The organism is Curtobacterium sp. SL109 (genome assembly GCF_026672405.1).
Taxonomy (GTDB): domain Bacteria; phylum Actinomycetota; class Actinomycetes; order Actinomycetales; family Microbacteriaceae; genus Curtobacterium.
On record NZ_JAPPRB010000002.1, the window covers coordinates 111,797 to 130,778 of the forward strand.

The window sequence follows — 18,982 nt, forward strand, 5'->3', positions numbered from 1 at the left end:
GATGACACTGCGCCGAGGCGCTTGTGAAGAGGTCCCAGCCGACCTCGCGGCTTCCCGCACTGATCCCGCAGCCGGCGTCCAGCGACGGCTGCGGGATCAGTGGTGGCGGGTCAGCGGCCGCCGGCGATCTTCCGCTCGCGCTGCGCGACACCGGCGGTGCCGTACGGGTAGTCGTCGATGCGCGGTGCGCTGGCATCGGTGAGCGCCTGGAGCTCGGCCTCGTCGAGCACCAGGTCGGCCGCGCCGAGGTTGTCGGCGAGCTGGTCGAGCGTGCGCACGCCGAGGATGACGCTCGTGACGGCGGGACGCGCGAGCAGCCAGGCGAGGGCGACCTGCGAGCGTGAGGCGTCGTGCGCGTCCGCCACTCCGGAGAGGACGTCGAGCACCTCCCACGTGCGCTCGTCGTCGTTCCGAGCGCGCCAGGCTTCCATGCCGCGCTCCGGGTTCTCGCCGAGGCGGGTGGCACCGGTCGGGGCCTCGTCGCGCTGGTACTTGCCGGACAGCCAGCCGCCGGCGAGCGGGGACCAGGGGAGCAGGCCGATGCCAGCGTCGAGGCAGGCGGGCACGACCTCGTGCTCGATGTCGCGGACGAGCAGGTTGTACTGCGGCTGCAGGGTCACGGGCGGTGCGAAGTGGTGGGCCTTCGCCTCGTACACGGCCTTGGTGACCTGGTAACCGAGGTAGTTGGAGAACCCGTAGGAGCCGATCTTGCCCGCGGAGACGGCGTCGTCGAGGAAGCGCAGGGTCTCCTCGATCGGGGTCAGGGCGTCCCACGCGTGCATCTGGTACAGGTCGATGTGCTCGACGCCGAGGCGGTCCAGCGAGGCGTCGAGCGCCACGCGGAGGTGCCGGCGCGAGAGCCCGAGGTCGTTCGGGCCGTCGCCCTGCGGGAAGCGGCCCTTCGTGGCGAGGACCACCTGGGCGGCCTCGGTCGGGTGCGACGACAGCCAGCGCCCGATGATGCGCTCCGACTCGTTGCCGGAGTACACGTCGGCCGTGTCGACCAGGGTGCCGCCGGCCGCCACGAACGCGTCGAGGATGGCGTGGGAGGTGGGTTCGTCGGCTTCGCTGCCGAAGGTCATGGTGCCGAGGGTCAGGGTGGACACCGCTGTCCCGCTGTTCCCGAGGGTTCTGTGTTCCATGGCGCGGACGCTACGCCCGCGTGGCCCGCAGTCGAGAGGGCCTGGCAGTACCCGTCACAGCCCCTGTCCGAGGAACGCGATCGCCGCCTCGCGGAACGCCCGCGACGTCGGAGCACCGAACGGTGTCACTGCGTGGTTCCGCCCAGGAACGCGATCGCCGCCTCGCGGAACGGCCTGGAGGTCGGGGCATTGAAGTGGTTCCGCCCCGGGATCTCGAAGAACGACGCGTTCGGCGCGGCCTCGGCCAGCCGCACGGCGCTGTCCCGGATGCCGTCCTCGCTGCCGGCCGCCATCAGGATCGGCTGCGCGGGCGCGTTCTCGGGCGTCGGTTCGATGCTGTTCCGCATGCCCTCGACCATCGCCACGAGTGCCCCGAGGTCGTTCCCGTCGACACCGGCCGCCATCGTCAGGTAGCCGTTCGTCACGCGGTCCTCGACCGGGGTGCCGTCGGTGATGAACGCCCGCGCCTGGTCGACCCGCACGCGCCGCATCGGGTCGGCGTCCGGGATCCCACCGAAGACGGCCCGGCTGATCCGGTCCGGCAGACGTTCGGCGGTGTGCCACCCGACGCGGGCGCCGAGGGAGTACCCGAGGAACGCGACGTCGTCGAGCAGGTACGTGTCGATCACCGCGATGACGTCCGCGACGAGCAGGTCCATCGAGTACGCACTCGGTTCGTGCGGCTTCGACGACGCACCGTGTCCACGCTGGTCGAGGGCGACGACGCGGTACCCGGCCCGGACGAGGTCGCGGGTCCACCCGGACGCGTGCCAGTTCAGCACGGCCCCGGAGGCGAACCCGTGGACGGCGACGACGACGGGCGCGTCCGGGTCGCCGAAGTCGTACGTGGCGATGGAGCGGCCGTCGGGCGACATCACGGCGCGGGGTCGGGGAGCGGCGGGGACGAGTGACATGGCCTCCCAGGGTATCGGGGCACTGTGGACCGCATGGACGGCTACGGCGGCGATCAGATCCGGGCGGCTGAGCGGCCCCACCTCGACGCGGGCGAACCGCTCATGCAGCGGGCGGCCGACGGCCTGGCCGCCATCGTGGGCGCACTGCTCGACGACCCGGCCGAACGGCCGGGCGACGGCCCCGGCACGGTCCTGCTCCTCGTCGGCAGCGGCGACAACGGCGGCGACGCCCTCTTCGCCGGCGCGCGTCTCGCGGCCGCCGGCCGGACCGTCGAGGTCGTCCAGGTCGGCAGTCGGGTCCACGAGGCGGGGATGGCCGCCGCCCTGGAGGCCGGGTGCAGCCTCCTGGGTGGACCGTCCGACTCCGGGACGGGCGCGTCCACTGCCGGTGCCGCGGACGTCCTGCGGGCTGCGGTGCCGTCGGACGCCGACCGTCTGGCGGAGCTGACGACCGAGGCGGCGCTCCGCGCCGACCTGGTCCTCGACGGGATCCTCGGCATCGGGGTGTCCGGGGCGTCCGCGCTCCGCTCCCCCGCGCGGGAGTGCGTCCACGCGATCCGCGAGCTCGCGCGCGACCAGCGGGCGCCCTTCGTCGTCGCGGTGGACGTGCCGAGCGGCATCGACGTCGACACCGGCGGGATCGCGGACGACCACGTCCTGCACGCCGACGTCACCGTGACGTTCGGTGGGGTGAAGGCCGGGCTGCTGCGCGGGCCGGCCGCGACCCTCGCCGGACGGATCGAGCTCGTCGACGTCGGGATCGCGGCCGACCTCGCGGCGGTGGAGCCGCTCATCCGGACCTGACCGCGGGTCAGATGCCGCCGGCGTCCACACCGTCCTCGACGTCACCGCGGGCCTCGAGCCAGGTGTCGACGAAGTGGCGGTAGTTCGCCGCGATGAGGCCCTCTGCCGCCCCGGTGTCGAGGCCCTCGTGCACCACGTCCTCGAGCGGCTCCTCCCAGTTGCTCCGGCCGATCGCGAACCCGACGAAGCCGTCGACCGGTGCAGCGGTGCGCAGCCAGTGGTCGAGCTGCTCCTCGGGGGCGTCGCGGCCGAGGACGATGCACTGCACCGAGTCGCGGCCGTCACGGCGGGCGGTCGCGACGACGCGCTCGGCGTCCTCGGAGCGGTCGAGGCCCTCGAGCTTCCACACGTCGGCCTCGACCCCGTGGTCCTGCAGGTACTCGAGCACCTGCACGACGAGGTCCGGGCGGAGGTCGCGGTCGTAGTCCTCGACCGATGCCTTCTGCTCGTCGGTGCCGGGGACGAGCAGTTCGACGAGGAACGGTCGGCCGGCGTCGCGCAGGGCCGTGGCGACCTCGGCGAGGTCCGACGCCTGCTGCGCCCGGTGCTCGGCGTCGTACGCGGGGTTGTCGCGGACGAGCACCTTCACCCAGTCCGGGTCGAAGGAGTCGACGTGCGCCATCCAGTCGTCGCCGTACTCGAGCTCGAACCACTCGCGCCCCGACCGCTCGATCGGCATCGCGAGCTGCAGGCCGGCTTCCTTGACCAGACGGGCGACGTCGGCACCGTAGAGCTCGTCCACGAGCACGCCCGTCCGCTCGCGGGACGCCCCGGCGGCGAGCGCCGTCAGGACCCCGCGGTAGACGAGCTGCTTGCCGGCGCGCACCCGTGCGGCCTCGGCCTCGTCGGCCGGTTCACCGCCGGACTCGTCGTAGGTGTGCTCGAGCAGCGACGAGCGCTGGTCCATCGCGAGCAGGAACAGGGGGTGACGTTCATCGAGCTTCGGCATGGTCCCGTCCTACTCCCCGTTCCGTCAGCGCTGCCTCGGTCCGTCCGTGCTGACTCGTTCCGTCAGTACTGACTCGTTCCGTCAGTGCTCCGCGACGTACCGCTCGGGCTCGGGCAGCCCGTGCGCGGCGCGGATGCTCCGGCTGAGGCCCTCGATCGCGATCAGCGCGTCGACGACCAGGTCCGGGGTCACCGGGAACGGCATGTTGTGGATGGTCTCGCTCTCCACCGTGGCGGCGTCGGCGACCGCGCGGAGCACGTCGGTGTCCTCGACCGTGAGCCCGATCTCGGTGAGCGTGTTCGGCAGACCGACCCGGGTGGTGAAGACGACGAAGTCCTCGATCTCCGCTGCAGGCGCCCCTTCCATCACGAGCTGCGCGAGCGTGCCGATGTTGACCTTCTGCCCGTGCGCCAGGCCGTGCGCCTGCGGGGCCGCGGTCAGGCCGTTGTGGATCGCGTGCGCGGCCGCCAGCCCACCGGACTCGAACCCGAGGCCGGACAGCAGGGTGTTCGCCTCGACGACCTTCTCCAGCGCGGGGGTGACGACCTTCGCCTTCACGGCCTCGATCGCCTGCAGGGCGTTGTCGTGCAGCAGGTCCCAGGACAGCTGCGCCAGGGCGACGCCCGTCTCGGTCTGACGTCCGCCCGCCATCGTGTCGGCGTTCGCGCGCTTGGCGGCCCGGGCCTCGACCCAGGTGGCCAGGGCGTCACCGATGCCGGCGACGAGGAACTGGACCGGGGCGTTCGCGACGAGCTGCGTGTCGATGAGCACGAGGTCCGGGTTGTGCGGGAAGAAGCGGTACTCGATGAACTCGCCCTCCTCGGAGTAGATCACCGCGAGCGCCGAGGTCGGGGCGTCGGTCGAGGCCGCGGTCGGCACGCTCGCCCACCGGACGTCGGCGAGGTGCCCGGAGGCCTTGGCGGCGTCGATCGCCGACCCGCCGCCGAGGCCCACGACGACGTCGGACCCGGTGGCACGGATGCGCTCGACCAGCGCGTCCACGGCTGCCGGCGTCGCGAACCGACCGAAGCCGACACGCTCGACGGGGAGCCCGGCGGCCTCGAAGCTCTCGGTGACGGCGGACTCGACGATGCCCCACACGACGTCGTCGGCGACGATGAGCGGACGGGAGCCGATGGGCGCGACGAACTCGCCGACGCGGGTGATCGCTCCGCGTCCCTGCACGTAGCGGGCGGGGCTCATCACGGTGGTGATGGGGGCGGCCATGGCTGTTCCTTCCGTCGTGGGTGCCCGTCGTTGTGCGACAGGTGTCGGCTGGTCCCGACACGGCCGACGGTACGCCGCGCACCACAACGCCCGGTGATCCGTACATTCGTCAGCATGACGTTCAACGACGACTCCCGACTGCAGGGCGGCAAGGTCAAGCGCCGCGGACGGACGACGACCGCTGTGGCCGGTGGCGGGGTCGGGGTCGCGGTCCTGGTGTTCCTCATCGCGCAGTTCACCGGCTTCGACCTCAGCGGCGTCGTCGGTGGCGACGGCGGGCTGACGCAGATCCAGGGCGGCGGAGCGACGGCCGAACCGGTGACCGAGTGCCGCACCGGCCGCGACGCGAACGCCGACGTCGACTGCCGCATGGAGGGCGCCGCCGAGTCCCTCGACGCCTACTGGACGGCGGAGAGCCGGCAGCTCGGCGTCTCCTACACGACCCCGGACTTCTACCTGTTCGACGGCTCGACGGACACCGCGTGCGGCACGGCCTCGGCGTCGACGGGCCCGTTCTACTGCCCGCCGGACCGCGCGCTCTACCTCGACACCGCGTTCTACGACGACCTGCAGTCGAAGTACGGCTCCTCGGGCGGTCCGCTCGCGCAGATGTACGTCGTCGCCCACGAGTGGGGCCACCACGTGCAGCAGCTCCAGGGCACCTTCGCCGACACCGACCGCAGCGGCACCGGGGCGTCCTCGGGCAGCGTCCGCGTCGAGCTGCAGGCCGACTGCTACGCCGGCGCCTGGGTGGGGAACGCCGCGTCGACGGAGTCCGCCAACGGCCAGACCTTCTTCGAGCCGTTCACCCGCGCGCAGATCTCGGACGCCCTCTCGGCCGCCAGCGCCGTGGGCGACGACAGCATCCAGGAGCGCTCGAGCGGACACGTCGACCCGGACTCCTTCACGCACGGGTCGAGCGAGCAGCGGCAGCGCTGGTTCGAGCGCGGCTACGAGCAGGGCGCGCTGACCTGCGACACGCTCAGCATCCCCGGCTCGTCCCTCTAACCCCGCTCACCGGGCGGGACCGCCTGGAGGCCCGTCACCCGTCCGCGGGACCGGTCGCAGACCGTCGTGGGCCGACCGGTCGCAACTCCCCGCTCGCATCCGCCGACCGGTCGTAGACCGTCAGCCGGGGCGGCGCGCGGCGACGGCCTCTGGCCGCTCGGCGCGCATCCGACGGGGTGTCGTGACCGCTCGGCGAGCCCCGCTCACCGGGCGGGACCGCCTGGAGGCCCGTCACCGGTCCGCCGGACCGCCACCGGGCCTCCAGGCGGTCGCGTCCGCCGCGGCACACGGTCCGCCGAGCGGTCAGGGCTCCCCGCTCACGTCCGCCGACGGGTCACCGATCGTCGGTCGGATCGGCGCGGAGCGACGGTCAGTGGCCGCTCGGCATGCACCACGCGGGGTGTCGTGACCGGTCAGGAAGCGGAGGCTGAGGCGGAAGCCGACGCCGACGGGGTGGGCGTGGGGGTCGGCGTCTGTTCGCCGGACCCGGCCACGGTGATGACGAACGTGCGGAACTCCTCGTTCGTGAACGGCTGCGAGTACTCGTACTGCTGCCCGTTCACGAGGACGAGCGGCGTTCCCGGGAAGTCCTTCAGGGATGACCCGGGGATGTCCCCGCCCGACACCGCCGTGGTGCGCTCGTCGACCCACTTGCCGTAGCGCTGGTCGTCGATGCACTTCGCGATCGTCGACTTCGCCTCGACGCCGCGGACCCCGCCGACGACCTTCTTCAGCTGCGCGTCGGTGAGCCCGGGGGTGTTCTCCTCGGGCTGGGCGGCGAAGAGCGCTCGGTTGACGGCGAAGAACTGGTCCGGCGAGGACTGCGCGACGCAGGCGGCGGCGTTGGCCGCGCGGAGCGAGTACTTCGTGCCCTGCGAGCGGTTGGCGAGGATGGCGATCGGGTGGATGTCCACCGTCGCGACGCCGGACTCGACCAGGCCCTCGATGTAGTCGCTGTTCGCCTTCTCGAACTGACCGCAGAACGGGCAGAGGTAGTCGACGTACATGGTGATCCGGACCGGCTCCGCACCGGCCGAGGCGCTGGTCGACGCGCTCGGCGACGAGGACGCGCTCGAACCGGTCTCGGACACGGGCGTCATGCCCTGGGCGATCGTGATCCCGCCCTGGGGCATCGACGACGGGCCGGGGCCCGCCGGCTTGGTGGAGTCGAGGAGGACGAGCGTCACGACCGTCGCCGCGGCGAGCAGGACGACACCGAGGCCGACCTGCAACCCGAGGCGGACTCCGCGCTGGCGTCGCTTCTGCTGGAGACGGGCCTTGGCGGCGCGTTCCCGGGCGGCTGCTCGGCGCTGGTTCCGCTCGGCGCGGGCAGCACCCTCGGGGCGGTTCGTCATGACGAAGGGTTCCTCCTGATCAGGGCCCGCTCGCGCTCACCCCCGCAGGCGGACAGACCCGTCGATCGTAGTGGGGCGCTCTGGGAACCGCCCAATCAGCCCTGGGAGTGTGCCGATGAGCCCCGAAAGGGTGGCGCGGGGGTCTGTACTCGTGCTTGTATGAGCCCGATGGTCGACGACGACCATCCGGGGCCCTCACGGGCGTACCGCTTCACTCGGATCGTCCGGCACGTACCTGCCGGTGGAGAAAGGACCGAACGCTCATGGCGTCCGTCACCTATGACAAGGCAACCCGTCTGTACCCCGGAGGCAACCGCCCCGCGGTGGACTCCCTCGACCTGGACGTCGCTGACGGCGAGTTCCTCGTCCTCGTCGGCCCGTCGGGCTGTGGCAAGTCGACCTCGCTCCGCATGCTCGCGGGGCTCGAGGAAGTGAACTCCGGCGCGATCCGCATCGGCGACCGCGACGTCACCGACGTCCCGCCGAAGGACCGCGACATCGCGATGGTCTTCCAGAACTACGCGCTGTACCCGCACATGACCGTCGCCGAGAACATGGGCTTCGCGCTCAAGATCGCCGGCGTCGGCAAGGAAGAGCGCGCCACCCGCGTGCAGGAAGCCGCCAAGCTCCTCGACCTCGAGCAGTACCTCGGCCGCAAGCCGAAGGCGCTCTCCGGTGGTCAGCGTCAGCGCGTCGCGATGGGCCGTGCGATCGTCCGTCAGCCGCAGGTGTTCCTCATGGACGAGCCGCTGTCGAACCTCGACGCCAAGCTCCGCGTCCAGACGCGCACCCAGATCGCGTCGCTGCAGCGTCGTCTCGGCGTCACGACCGTCTACGTCACGCACGACCAGACCGAGGCGCTGACCATGGGCGACCGCATCGCGGTGCTCAAGGACGGCATCCTGCAGCAGGTCGGCACCCCGCGTGACCTCTACGAGAAGCCGAACAACGTCTTCGTCGCCGGCTTCATCGGTTCGCCCGCGATGAACCTGCTCCCCGCCAACGTGCTCGAAGGCGGCATCAGCTTCGGTTCGCTCAACCACCCGGTCGACCGCGACACGCTCGGCAACGCGCGCTCGAAGCAGATCACCGTGGGTGTCCGTCCCGAAGACGTCGTCGTCTCGCACGGTGGCGAAGGCCTCCCGGTCACGGTCGACGTCATCGAAGAGCTCGGCGCCGACGGCTACCTCTACGGTCACGCCGACGTCAACGGCACGCGCACCGACATCGTCACCCGCGTCGACGGCCGCAACCACCCGTCGATCGGCGACACGATCGTCATCAGCCCGAAGCAGGGCCATGTCCACATGTTCGACTCCGAGTCGGGCGACCGCCTCGACGACAAGGCCGTCATCAGCGCCTGATCCACAGCACCACCCCGGGAGCCCGCGCCCGCCTCACAAGGGCGGGTGGCGGGCTCCCGTCGTTCCGTCCCCGGGACGCACGCAGACCCGATGACGCGCACCGTGCCTCCCGTCCGAGCACCCGAAGGAACCACCGTGCCCGACTCGTTGTCCATCACCGCAGCCACCGTCGACCCCGGACTGCTCGACCTCCCGTGGGACCTGCCGCTCGACACCTGGCCCGACGACACGATCGTCGCGCTGCCGAAGGGCATCTCGCGGCACCTGGTCCGCTTCGTGCACCTCAGCGGGTACGTCGTCGCGGTGAAGGAGACCGGCGAGGAGATCGCCCGCTCCGAGTACGAGATGCTCCGCACCCTGCAGCGCATGGACGTCCCGTGCGTGGACCCGGTCGCCGTCATCACGAACCGCGTCAGCGCGGACGGCGAGCCCCTGCACCCCGCGCTCGTCACCCGACACCTCCGTTTCTCGCTCCCCTACCGGGCGCTGTACTCGCAGACGCTCCGGCCGGAGACCGCCACGCGACTCGTCGACGCCCTCGCGCTGCTGCTGGTCCGGCTGCACATCATCGGCTTCTACTGGGGCGACGTCTCCCTGTCGAACACGTTGTTCCGCCGCGACGCCGGCTCGTTCGCCGCCTACCTCGTCGACGCGGAGACCGGCAAGCTCTACCCGGGCGGCCTGTCGAACGGGCAGCGCGAGAACGACCTCGAGGTCGCGCGCGTGAACATCGCCGGCGAGCTCCTCGACCTCGAAGCCGGCGGCCGGCTCGACGAGAACGCCGACGCCGTGGACGTCTCGAACCGGATCGTCGCCCAGTACCGGACGCTCTGGAAGGAGCTCACCGGCACCGAGCAGTTCGACGCCAAGGAACGCTGGCGCATCAACGACCGCGTCGAACGCCTCAACGCGCTGGGCTTCGACATCGAGGAGCTCTCGATCAACACGGCCGCCGGCGGTGACCAGGTGCGCATCCAGCCGAAGGTCGTCGACGCCGGGCACCACCAGCGACGCCTGCTCCGCCTCACCGGGCTCGACGCCGGCGAGAACCAGGCCCGACGCCTGCTCAACGACCTCGACGCCTACCGCGCGCGGAACGGTCGCGGGGAGCTCGACGAGGAGATGGTCGCGCACGAGTGGGTCTCCCGCGTCTTCGAGCCCGTCGTCCGGGCGATCCCGCGTGACCTCCGCGGTCGACTCGAACCCGCCGAGGTCTTCCACGAGCTGCTCGAACACCGCTGGTTCATGTCGCAGCAGGAGGAGCGCTCCGTCTCCCTGCCCGAGGCCACGACCGCGTACATCAACGACGTGCTCCGCCACCGCCGTGACGAGCGTCTGCTGATCAACCCGCCGACGTCCTCCATCACCGTGCCGATCCCGCTCGTCGACGCCGACGGTGACGTGGACGAGGACGACGAGGCCGAGGACTGGCGCGCCACCGTCTGACCGGTCACGACGCCCCGCTCACGTCCGCCGACCGGTCACACGTCGCCGTCCGGAGCGTCGCGCAGCGACGGTCTGCGACCACTCGGCGGTGCGCGCGCGGGGCGTCCTGACCGCTCGGCCCACCCCTCCACCCCCAACGTGAGATCGCACTCCGTGTCGCCTCACCCGACGGGGTGACGACACGAAGTGCGATCTCAGGGAGCTGGTGCGCCGCGCCTAGCCGTTGCGACGGCGGCGGGCGACCTCCCACAGGGTGACGCTCGCGGCGATGCCGGCGTTGAGGGACTCCGTGGCGGACGAGATCGGGATGGAGACGATCGCGTCGCAGGTCTCGGTGACCAGGCGGGACAGGCCCTTGCCCTCGGAACCGACCACGATCACGATCGGGCGGTCGGCAAGCTGCAGGGCGTCGAGCTCCACGTCCCCGTCACCGTCGAGCCCGAGCACGAAGAGGCCCATCGACTTCAGCGACTTCAGCGTCTGCGTCAGGTTCGGGGCCATCGCGACGGGGGTGCGGGCAGCGGCACCGGCGGAGGTCTTCCACGCCGACGCCGTCACCCCGACCGACCGACGCTGCGGCACGATGACGCCGTGACCGCCGAACGCCGCGGTGGAGCGGATGATCGCGCCGAGGTTGCGCGGGTCGGTGATGCCGTCGAGGGCGACCAGCAGCGGGACCTGGTCGCGGGAGAACGCACGCTCGACGATGTCCTCGGCCACGGAGTACTCGTACGCGGGGACCTTGAGCGCGACGCCCTGGTGCACGCTGTCGTGCCCGGTGATGCGGTCGAGCTCGGGGCGCATCATCTCGATGATCGGCACACCGCGGTGGTTCGCCAGCGTCAGGATCTCCTTGACGCGGTCGTCGACCTCGATGCGGGTGGCGACGTAGAGCGTCGTCGACGGGGTCTTGGTGCGCAGGGCCTCGAGCACCGAGTTGCGGCCGGTGACCAGCTCGGAGTCGTCGGTCTTGCGCTGCGGCGGACGACCGGTGCGGCCCTGGGGCGTGCTGGACGCGCCGTGCCGACCGCGGGCGGCCTCGAAGCGGTCCTTCGCGGCCTTCCGCTTGCCGGCGGGGTGGTACGGGCGGTCCTCAGCCTTGGGCGTGGGCTTGCGGCCTTCGAGCGCCTGGGCTCCCTGGCCGCCGGAGCCGACCTGCTTGTTGCCCTTGCGCCCGGAGCGCACGGCACCGGGTCGGCCCTTCTTGTTCCCCGAGACGTTCTTCATGGTCTGCTCCTTCAGCGCCGCGTGAGCGACTTCGGTGCCGCTCGTGGCGGCGGTGCGTCGCTAGGCGATGCTCCAACGTGGTCCGGACGAGGTGTCCTCGATCGTGATGCCCGCAGCGGCGAGGTCGTCGCGCACGCGGTCGGCTGTGGCGAAGTCCCGCGCGGCCCTGGCGTCCGAACGCTCCTGCACGAGGCGTTCGACGAGGGCGGCGAGCGGTGCGGCAGAGGTGTCCTGACCGGCGCCGGACCAGTGAGACGCTCGCGGGTCGATGCCGAGCACCTCCACCATCGCAGCCACCTGATGGTACGCGGTCCCGAGCGCATCCGCATCGTCCGTGTCGAGCGCGGCGTTCCCGGCGCGGACGGTCTCGTGCAGGACGGCCAGGGCCTGGGGCACCGCGAGGTCGTCGTCCATCGCGTCGGCGAAGGCCTCGGGCACCCCGGGGGCGTCCCGCAGCGAGACGCCTTCGAGTCGCGTGGCTGCCCGGTCGAGGAACCCGGCGATGCGGTCGAGCGCGGCCTCGGCCTCGGCCAGGGAGCCGTCGCTGTGGTCGATCGTCGAGCGGTAGTGGGCCGCACCGAGGGCGTAGCGCACGACGACGGCGGGCGCGGAGGCGAGCAGGTCGGCTGCGAACACGGAGTTGCCGAGCGACTTCGACATCTTCTGCCCGCCGACCGACACCAGGCCGTTGTGCAGCCAGTACGACGCGAACGGGTCGCCGGCTGCCGTTGACTGCGCCAGTTCGTTCTCGTGGTGCGGGAAGCGCAGGTCGAGGCCACCGCCGTGGATGTCGAACGCCGGGCCGAGGTAGCGCCGGGACATCGCGGAGCACTCGATGTGCCACCCGGGGCGACCGGCACCCCACGGGGAGTCCCACGACGCGGTGGCGGGTTCGCCGGCCTTGGCACCCTTCCAGAGGGCGAAGTCGCGGGCGTCGCGCTTGCCGCGGGGGTCGGCGTCGGTGGCGTCGACCATGTCCTCGCGGCGCTGCCGGGTCAGCTCGCCGTACGACGCCCAGCTGCCGGTGTCGAAGTAGACGTCACCGGAGTCGTCGGCCGCGGGGTAGGCGTGGCCCCGTTCGACGAGCCGCGCGATGATGTCCTGCATCTCCGGGATGCTCGCGGTGGCACGGGGTTCGTAGGTCGGCGGGAGGATGCCGAGCGCGGCGTACCCGGCGCTGAACTCGAGCTCGACGCGGTACGCCCGCGCCCACCAGGGCTCGTCGGTGCCGGCGGCCAGGTCGAGCACCTTGTCGTCGATGTCCGTGACGTTGCGGACGAGCGTCACGCGGTAGCCACGGTGCGTCAGCCAGCGACGCCAGATGTCGTACACCAGGGCGGAACGCAGGTGTCCGACGTGCGGCGACGACTGCACCGTCGGACCGCAGACGTACATGCTGACCTGTCCGTCGACCAGGGGGACGAGGTCGACGACGTCTGCGGCAGGGGAGTCGTAGAGGCGAACGGTCACGGCACAACCCTAATCGGCGGGGCGCTGGGGTTTCAGGCCCGGTGGACGACTGCCGTCGCGATCGCGGCCAGCCCCTCGCCACGACCGGTGAACCCGAGGCCGTCCGTCGTCGTGCCGGAGACCGCGACGGGGGCACCGACGACGGATGCCAGCGCGTCCTGCATCTCGTCGCGCCGGGCACCGATCCGCGGGCGGTTGCCGATGACCTGCACGGTGACGCGCTCGGGGCGCAGGCCCACGGACGCCAGTGCCTCGACCGCGCCACGGACGAAGACGTCCCCGGTGGCGCCGGCGTAGGCGGGGTCGGACGTGCCGAACCGGCTGCCGATGTCACCGAGCCCGCCGGCGGACAGCAGCGCGTCACACACCGCGTGCGCGACCGCGTCACCGTCGCTGTGACCGGCCAGGCCGGGTTCACCGGGGAAGTCGAGCAGGCCGACCCGGCACGGCGCAGCGGCGTCGAACGCGTGCACGTCCATGCCGAGCCCGACCCGGAACGCAGACCCGTCGGACGAAGCACCAGGACCAGAACCGGGACCAGGACCAGGACCAGGACCAGGACCAGAACCAGCACCAGCACCAGCACCAGCACCAGCACCAGCACCAGCGGCGACGACCGCCTCGGCCCGCCGCAGGTCCCACGCCGTCGTGATCTTGAACGCGTCCGCGTCCCCGGGCACGAACCGCACGGTGCCGCCGGCGGCCTGGAACACCCCGGCGTCGTCGGTCTCGGACTGCCTCGACGCCGCGTAGGCCGCCCGCAGCTCGGACACGGGGAAGCCCTGCGGGGTCTGCACCCCGACCAGCGACGCGCGGTCGACGGTCTCGACCACGACGTCGCCCGACACGCGCTTGACGGTGTCCGTGACCGGCAGCGCCGGGATGATCCCGCACCCGTGCTGCGCCACCGCGTCGAACACGGCCTGGAACTGCGACGCGGGCGTCAGGCAACGGGCGGCGTCGTGCACGAGCACCGACTGCACCGACGACGGCAGCGCGGCGAGCCCGGCCTGCACGGACGCGTGCCGGTCGACCCCGCCGGTGACGACCGCCGTGTACCCGGCGGCGACCCCGGCGACGTCGTGGACGACCTCGCGGCACCGCTCGAGCAGGGCGGCGGGCGCGACGACCACCACGAACACGGGCTCGGCGAGCGTGAACAGCGGGGCGAGCGCCCGCGCCAGCATCACCCGTCCGGCGACGGGCACGAACGCCTTCGCCGTGCCGAGACCGAGTCGTGTGCCGGACCCTGCCGCAACGACGACGACCGCCCGGACTGGATCAGTCCGGGCGGTCGTCGTGGAGTGCTGTGTCACTGCGACGTCAGGTCACCGCGTCGTCAGGACGCGAGGACCTCGTCGAGGACGGTCGATGCCTTGTCCTCGTCCGTCTTCTCAGCGAGCGCGAGCTCGGAGATCAGGATCTGACGGGCCTTGGCGAGCATCCGCTTCTCACCCGCCGAGAGACCGCGGTCCTGGTCGCGGCGCCACAGGTCGCGAACGACCTCCGACACCTTGATGACGTCACCGGAAGCGAGCTTCTCGAGGTTCGCCTTGTAGCGGCGAGACCAGTTGGTGGGCTCTTCCGTGAACGGTGCACGCAGCACTTCGAAGACCTTGTCGAGGCCTTCCTTGCCGATCACATCGCGGACGCCGACCAGGTCGACATTGTCTGCCGGCACCTCGATCGTGAGGTCACCCTGCGTGACACGCAGTTTCAGGTAGACCTTTTCCTCGCCCTTGATGACTCGCGTCTTGACTTCAGAGATGGTTGCCGCCCCGTGATGGGGATAGACGACGGTCTCGCCGACCTCGAATTGCATGTATCAAGCTCCGTTCCGCAACGCACAGTTTACCACAAGGGGTTCTCGGGTAAGAGGCCCCGAACGGCGAGCACTGCGGGTCCCCGGTAGGATGGACGGGCGTCGGGCCGATCGGCCGACGCATCGTGATCTTCGGAGGAATCTCTTGCGAGCTCGGGTACTCGTGTCCGTCGCCGTTGCGGCAACCATCGCGATCGGGGCCACCGGCTGCGCGTTCTTCACGCCGCAGGACACCAAGACGATCAAGCAGATCACCGACGGGGTGAACGTCACCGCCGGCAAGATCGATGTCCGCAACGCGCTGCTCATCTCGGACAGCGGTGACGACGCCCGCTTCGTCGGCACGCTCGTCAACAACAGCGACTCGGACGACATCACCGTCTCGATGGAGCTCGCTGGCGACACCCAGACCGTCGAGGTCCCGGCCAACAGCCGCGTCGACCTCGCCCAGTCGTCGACCGGCACGGACGAGTCCGAGTCGAGCGTCCAGACGGGCGAGGACACCCAGGGCACGCAGGTCGTCGACTCCAGGGAAGTCGTGTTCTCCGACGCGAAGGCGACGCCCGGCTCGCTCGTGAAGGTCTACTTCTCCTCCCCCGGCACCGAGGGCGTCTCGGCGAGCGTCCCCGTGCTCACCAGTGCGCAGGAGGAGTACCAGACCCTCGCGCCGAGCCCCAGCCCCAGCTCGACCCCGTCGGCCACGTCGACGTCCCCGTCCGACAGCGGCGCCACCTCCGACGGTGAAGCCGCCGTCCCCGGCACGCAGCCGACCGACTCGCAGACCGACTCGTCCAAGGGCGACAACGGCACCAACTGACGCTGACGGGTCCGGCTCACGCCGCGCTCGCACCGCAACGCACTGGAGGCCCGGTGCCGGTCCCTGGGACCGGCACCGGGCCTCCGTCGCGTTGCTCTCAGGCCTCGATCCGGTACCCGAGACCGCGGACGGTCACCAGGACCTCGGGGGCCGACGGCACCCGCTCGATCTTCGAGCGGATGCGCTTGATGTGCACGTCGAGGGTCTTCGTGTCGCCGAAGTAGTCGGAGCCCCACACGCGGTCGATGAGCTGCCCGCGGGTCAGCACGCGGCCGGCGTTGCGGAGCAGCAGCTCGAGGAGCTCGAACTCCTTGAGGGGCATCGGGGTCTCGGAGCCGTCGACCGACACCGTGTGGCGTTCGACGTCCATCCGGATGCCACCGACCTGCAGGATGCCGCTCTCCGCCGGGTCGTCCTCGGTGCGACGACGGAGGACCGCCCGCATCCGCGCGAGGAGCTCCCGCGTCGAGTACGGCTTCGTGACGTAGTCGTCGGCGCCGAGCTCCAGCCCGACGACGATGTCCACCTCCGAGTCCTTCGCGGTGAGCATGATGATGGGCGCGTTCGACCTGGTGCGGATCTGCCGGCAGACCTCGGTGCCGGACAGGCCCGGCAGCATGAGGTCCAGGAGCACGAGGTCGGGGTTCTCCGCGTCGAACTTCGACAGCGCGGTCACGCCGTCCGCGGCGACGGCGGTCTCGTACCCCTCGCGCTGGAGCAGGAACTCCAGGGGTTCGCTCAGGGCCGGCTCGTCGTCGACGATGAGGATCTTGGTCACGATGGCTGCTCTTCCAGTTGCTCTTCGAGTGCTGAGGTCAGTTCGGTGTCCGCCTCGGGCAGGCGGATCGTGAAGGTCGAGCCCTTGCCGGGCTGCGACCACACGCGCACGTCACCACCGTGGTTGCCGATGACGTGCTTGACGATCGCGAGCCCGAGGCCGGTGCCTCCCGTGGCGCGCGATCGTGCGGGGTCGACGCGGTAGAAGCGTTCGAACACCCGGTCGAGGTCCGCCTCGGGGATGCCGACGCCCTGGTCGGTCACCGCTATCTCGACGAACCCCTTGCTGCTCCGGACACCGACGCCCACGCGGGTGTTGTCCGGGGAGTACTTGACGGCGTTGGCGATGAGGTTCGACACCGCCACCTGCAGGAGCGCCGGGCTGCCCATCACCCGGAGCTTCGACTTCTTCGCGCGGACCAGCTCGATGCCCCTGGCCCGTGCGACGACCTCGTTGCCGTCGATCGCCGCCTGCACGACCTTGTCGATGGAGGTCTCCTCGCTGGCCTCGAGCGTGTCCACGGACTGCAGTCGGGACAGCTCGATGATGTCCTTCGTCAGGGCACCGAGCCGCTCGGCCTCGGTGAGGAGCTGTCCCGCGAACTTCCGCACGTGCACCGGGTCGTCGGAGGCGGCGAGGAGCGTCTCCGAGAGCAGGCCGATCGCGCCGATCGGGGTCTTCAGCTCGTGCGAGATGTTCGCGACGAAGTCACGACGGACCTCGTCGATGCGCCGGGACTCGGTGAGGTCGTCCGCGGTCACGAGCACGTAGCGGTTCCCGAGCTGGGCGGCCCGGAAGCTGAGGTAGCCGACCAGTTCGCCACGACGGCCGCGCGGGAGCTCCATGTCCTCCGAGCCCATCTCGCCGCTCGCACGGACGCGGTCGACCAGGTCGAGGAGTTCCCGGTGCACGAGTCGTCGGCGGACGACCAGACCGACGGTGAGTGCCTGCGGTGAGGCGGCGACCACCGTGTTCGACGGGTCGACCACCACGGCCGGGTTGTGCATGGTGGCGATGACCGCCGCGACGCCGTCCGGCAGGGTGCGCTCGGCGACGTCGGCTGCCCGTGCCGTGCGCTCGGCGGTGATGATCAGTCCGACGACTCCCGCGCCGAACACCCCGCCGAGGAGCATCGACAGTGGCACGAGCCACGCGTTGTCCATGCCGTCAGTGTAGGAGTGGTCATGCGCGGTTCCGACACCGTTCACCGCCGTTCGCTGGCCTTCACGCGCAGGATCGCGAAGCGTTCAGTCCCAGGTCACCGTTCGTTCACCTGGGCTGACGACACTCCACCGGTACGCATCAGAGAGGTCTTCCCCCATGCGCGAAGTGTTCCAGCAGGAGCTCCAGGACGTCCAAGAGCGTCTGACCGAGATCGCGGGGCTCGTCGAGTCCGCCATCACCCGAGCCACGGAGGCGTTCACCGAGTCGGACGTCGCCCTCGCCGAAGAGGTGATCGCCGACGACGCGAAGATCGACGAGGCAGCACAGAACCTCGACGAGGTCGCCATCGACATCCTGGCGCGCCAGGCTCCCGTCGCCCGCGACCTCCGCGTCGTGGTGACCGCCCTCCGGGTCAGCTCGTCGCTCGAGCGCATGGGCGACATGGCCGAGCACATCGCCCAGCTCGCCCGCCAGCGCTTCCCCGAGAAGGTCGTCCCGAAGGGCCTGCGCGGCACCTTCAAGAAGATGGGCCAGCACGACGTCGCGATGGCGCAGAAGCTGACGCGCCTGCTCGCGACCGAGGACATCCAGCTCGCCGAGGAGATCCGCGACGAGGACGACGCCGTCGACGAGCTGCACGCCAGCGTCTTCGACTTCGTGCTCGGCGAGGCCTGGAAGGGCGGCCCGGTCGACACCGTCGACGCCACCCTCGCGTCCCGCTACCACGAGCGCTTCGCCGACCACGCCGTCTCGATCGCGAAGAAGGTGCAGTACCTGGCGACGGGCGACTGGGCCGGCGCGAGCTCCAGCACCACCGTCTGAGGCACCTCGAGGAACGGCCGGCCCCGCGGGGTCGGCCGTTCCTGCGTCCGACGGAGTCGTGCCCGTCTGGGAGGATCGACGACATGGCCCAGGTCGCGATCATCGTCAACGGCATGCCCGCCTCGGGCAAGAGCACCATCGGCACGGCACTCGCCGAGGTCCTCGGGTGCCCGTTCCTGTCGAAGGACCGGGTCAAGGAACCGCTGGCGGACATCGTCGGCCCGATGATCGCGTCGCGCCCGCTCGGCGGCATCGCGATGGACACCGTCTGGGCGATGGCCGGGGCGGTCGAGAACGGGGTCGTCGTCGACGCCGTCTGGCTGCGGTCGCGTGACCGCGCCTTCCTGGAGGCCGGGCTCGCCTCCGCAGGGTCGCCGCGCGCCGTCGAGGTCTGGTGCCACGTCGACGCGGAGACCGCCAGGGAGCGGCTGGCGGACCGGTACGAACCCGGTTCGCCGATGCGGCACGAGGTGCACGGCGACCTGGCGGACGTCCTGGCGTTCTGGGACGAGCACGGCGCCGACGCCGGTCCGACCGGGCTGCTCCCCGTCGTCACGGTCGACACCACGAAGCCGTACGACGTCGGCCAGCTCGTGCAGGAGATCGCCGCGCACTTCGGCTGACGCACCACTGGACGAACGAACGCCCCGCCTGACCCAGGCGGGGCGTTCGT

General features: G+C 71.2%; 18 protein-coding genes. 7 read left to right on the forward strand and 11 right to left on the reverse strand.

All coding sequences use genetic code 11. The features are described 5' to 3' along the window. Nucleotides 1-110: 110 nt before the first annotated feature. Together OVA28_RS01820 and OVA28_RS01825 are read right to left on the reverse strand one after the other, a co-directional pair. A complete protein-coding gene (locus OVA28_RS01820; RefSeq protein WP_194661476.1) occupies nt 111-1,142 on the reverse strand; it encodes an aldo/keto reductase in 1,032 nt (343 codons plus the stop codon). 125 nt (nt 1,143-1,267) lie between these two features. Then, nucleotides 1,268-2,056 carry an alpha/beta fold hydrolase gene (locus tag OVA28_RS01825; protein ID WP_268095556.1) on the reverse strand — a complete coding sequence of 263 codons (789 nt, stop codon included), beginning with the start codon at nt 2,054-2,056 and terminating at the stop codon, nt 1,268-1,270. A 33-nt stretch (nt 2,057-2,089) separates the two neighbouring features. Between OVA28_RS01825 and OVA28_RS01830 the strand changes: the two genes are divergently transcribed. Next, nucleotides 2,090-2,860, forward strand: coding sequence for an NAD(P)H-hydrate epimerase (locus OVA28_RS01830; RefSeq protein ID WP_268095557.1), 771 nt, complete (start codon nt 2,090-2,092; stop codon nt 2,858-2,860). A gap of 7 nt (nt 2,861-2,867) precedes the next feature. On the opposite strand, the gene OVA28_RS01835 is transcribed toward OVA28_RS01830, so the two are convergent. Further along, a complete protein-coding gene (locus OVA28_RS01835; RefSeq protein WP_268095558.1) occupies nt 2,868-3,809 on the reverse strand; it encodes a 2-deoxy-5-keto-D-gluconate 6-phosphate aldolase domain-containing protein in 942 nt (313 codons plus the stop codon). Between the two features lie 81 nt (nt 3,810-3,890). Beyond that, entirely contained in the window at nt 3,891-5,036 is a 1,146-nt protein-coding gene (locus OVA28_RS01840) for a glycerol dehydrogenase (protein WP_268095559.1), read from the reverse strand. Nucleotides 5,037-5,150: 114 nt separating this feature from the next. Here OVA28_RS01840 and ypfJ point away from each other — a divergent pair, with 114 nt between their 5' ends. Next, nucleotides 5,151-6,044: a KPN_02809 family neutral zinc metallopeptidase gene (gene ypfJ / locus OVA28_RS01845; RefSeq protein ID WP_268095560.1), complete on the forward strand. Its 894-nt coding sequence runs from the start codon at nt 5,151-5,153 to the stop codon at nt 6,042-6,044. A gap of 413 nt (nt 6,045-6,457) precedes the next feature. Here the strand turns inward: ypfJ and OVA28_RS01850 are convergent, their stop codons facing one another. Then, complete coding sequence (locus tag OVA28_RS01850) at nt 6,458-7,399, reverse strand: DsbA family protein (protein ID WP_268095561.1); 942 nt, start codon at nt 7,397-7,399, stop codon at nt 6,458-6,460. 263 nt (nt 7,400-7,662) lie between these two features. Between OVA28_RS01850 and OVA28_RS01855 the strand changes: the two genes are divergently transcribed. Continuing rightward, nucleotides 7,663-8,763 (forward strand): ABC transporter ATP-binding protein, encoded by a 1,101-nt coding sequence (locus OVA28_RS01855; protein ID WP_194661483.1) that lies wholly within the window; start codon nt 7,663-7,665, stop codon nt 8,761-8,763. 135 nt (nt 8,764-8,898) lie between these two features. After that, entirely contained in the window at nt 8,899-10,209 is a 1,311-nt protein-coding gene (locus tag OVA28_RS01860; protein WP_267422816.1) for a DUF4032 domain-containing protein, read from the forward strand. Nucleotides 10,210-10,425: 216 nt separating this feature from the next. On the opposite strand, the gene rlmB is transcribed toward OVA28_RS01860, so the two are convergent. Genes rlmB through OVA28_RS01880 form a run of 4 tightly spaced genes read right to left on the reverse strand, consistent with a single transcriptional unit; the run spans nt 10,426 to nt 14,728 of the window. Continuing rightward, nucleotides 10,426-11,436, reverse strand: a complete 1,011-nt coding sequence (rlmB, locus tag OVA28_RS01865; protein ID WP_194661485.1) for a 23S rRNA (guanosine(2251)-2'-O)-methyltransferase RlmB — start codon at nt 11,434-11,436, stop codon at nt 10,426-10,428. Nucleotides 11,437-11,496: 60 nt separating this feature from the next. Further along, on the reverse strand, nt 11,497-12,906 hold the full coding sequence (gene cysS, locus OVA28_RS01870; RefSeq protein WP_268095562.1) for a cysteine--tRNA ligase: 1,410 nt from the start codon (nt 12,904-12,906) through the stop codon (nt 11,497-11,499). A 32-nt stretch (nt 12,907-12,938) separates the two neighbouring features. Next, nucleotides 12,939-14,222 (reverse strand): 2-C-methyl-D-erythritol 4-phosphate cytidylyltransferase, encoded by a 1,284-nt coding sequence (ispD, locus tag OVA28_RS01875; protein ID WP_268095563.1) that lies wholly within the window; start codon nt 14,220-14,222, stop codon nt 12,939-12,941. A 23-nt stretch (nt 14,223-14,245) separates the two neighbouring features. After that, complete coding sequence (locus tag OVA28_RS01880) at nt 14,246-14,728, reverse strand: CarD family transcriptional regulator (RefSeq protein WP_017888066.1); 483 nt, start codon at nt 14,726-14,728, stop codon at nt 14,246-14,248. A 163-nt stretch (nt 14,729-14,891) separates the two neighbouring features. On the opposite strand from OVA28_RS01880, the gene OVA28_RS01885 reads away from it, so the two are divergent. Continuing rightward, a complete protein-coding gene (locus OVA28_RS01885) occupies nt 14,892-15,545 on the forward strand; it encodes a hypothetical protein (RefSeq protein ID WP_268095566.1) in 654 nt (217 codons plus the stop codon). 97 nt (nt 15,546-15,642) lie between these two features. On the opposite strand, the gene OVA28_RS01890 is transcribed toward OVA28_RS01885, so the two are convergent. Both OVA28_RS01890 and OVA28_RS01895 read right to left on the reverse strand, forming a co-directional pair. Continuing rightward, nucleotides 15,643-16,323, reverse strand: a complete 681-nt coding sequence (locus OVA28_RS01890; RefSeq protein ID WP_071273435.1) for a response regulator transcription factor — start codon at nt 16,321-16,323, stop codon at nt 15,643-15,645. Further along, nucleotides 16,320-17,486, reverse strand: a complete 1,167-nt coding sequence (locus OVA28_RS01895) for a sensor histidine kinase (protein WP_194661489.1) — start codon at nt 17,484-17,486, stop codon at nt 16,320-16,322. Before OVA28_RS01895 ends, OVA28_RS01890 begins: the two co-directional genes overlap by 4 nt. A 157-nt stretch (nt 17,487-17,643) precedes the next feature. Between OVA28_RS01895 and phoU the strand changes: the two genes are divergently transcribed. Together phoU and OVA28_RS01905 are read left to right on the forward strand one after the other, a co-directional pair. After that, the gene (gene phoU / locus OVA28_RS01900) at nt 17,644-18,309 is read left to right on the forward strand and encodes a phosphate signaling complex protein PhoU (RefSeq protein WP_194661490.1); all 666 of its coding nucleotides are present in this window, start codon (nt 17,644-17,646) and stop codon (nt 18,307-18,309) included. Between the two features lie 83 nt (nt 18,310-18,392). Continuing rightward, the gene (locus OVA28_RS01905; protein WP_268095568.1) at nt 18,393-18,932 is read left to right on the forward strand and encodes an AAA family ATPase; all 540 of its coding nucleotides are present in this window, start codon (nt 18,393-18,395) and stop codon (nt 18,930-18,932) included. Nucleotides 18,933-18,982 lie beyond the last annotated feature (50 nt).

Coding starts and splice junctions, on each gene's coding strand:
- phoU (WP_194661490.1), top strand. CDS start 17,644: ATGCGCGAAGTGTTCCAGCAGGAGCTCCAGGACGTCCAAGAGCGTCTG.
- OVA28_RS01830 (WP_268095557.1), top strand. CDS start 2,090: ATGGACGGCTACGGCGGCGATCAGATCCGGGCGGCTGAGCGGCCCCAC.
- OVA28_RS01825 (WP_268095556.1), bottom strand. CDS start 2,056: ATGTCACTCGTCCCCGCCGCTCCCCGACCCCGCGCCGTGATGTCGCCC.
- OVA28_RS01820 (WP_194661476.1), bottom strand. CDS start 1,142: ATGGAACACAGAACCCTCGGGAACAGCGGGACAGCGGTGTCCACCCTG.
- OVA28_RS01895 (WP_194661489.1), bottom strand. CDS start 17,486: ATGGACAACGCGTGGCTCGTGCCACTGTCGATGCTCCTCGGCGGGGTG.
- OVA28_RS01850 (WP_268095561.1), bottom strand. CDS start 7,399: ATGACGAACCGCCCCGAGGGTGCTGCCCGCGCCGAGCGGAACCAGCGC.
- OVA28_RS01880 (WP_017888066.1), bottom strand. CDS start 14,728: ATGCAATTCGAGGTCGGCGAGACCGTCGTCTATCCCCATCACGGGGCG.
- OVA28_RS01835 (WP_268095558.1), bottom strand. CDS start 3,809: ATGCCGAAGCTCGATGAACGTCACCCCCTGTTCCTGCTCGCGATGGAC.
- ypfJ (WP_268095560.1), top strand. CDS start 5,151: ATGACGTTCAACGACGACTCCCGACTGCAGGGCGGCAAGGTCAAGCGC.
- OVA28_RS01905 (WP_268095568.1), top strand. CDS start 18,393: ATGGCCCAGGTCGCGATCATCGTCAACGGCATGCCCGCCTCGGGCAAG.
- rlmB (WP_194661485.1), bottom strand. CDS start 11,436: ATGAAGAACGTCTCGGGGAACAAGAAGGGCCGACCCGGTGCCGTGCGC.
- OVA28_RS01840 (WP_268095559.1), bottom strand. CDS start 5,036: ATGGCCGCCCCCATCACCACCGTGATGAGCCCCGCCCGCTACGTGCAG.
- OVA28_RS01855 (WP_194661483.1), top strand. CDS start 7,663: ATGGCGTCCGTCACCTATGACAAGGCAACCCGTCTGTACCCCGGAGGC.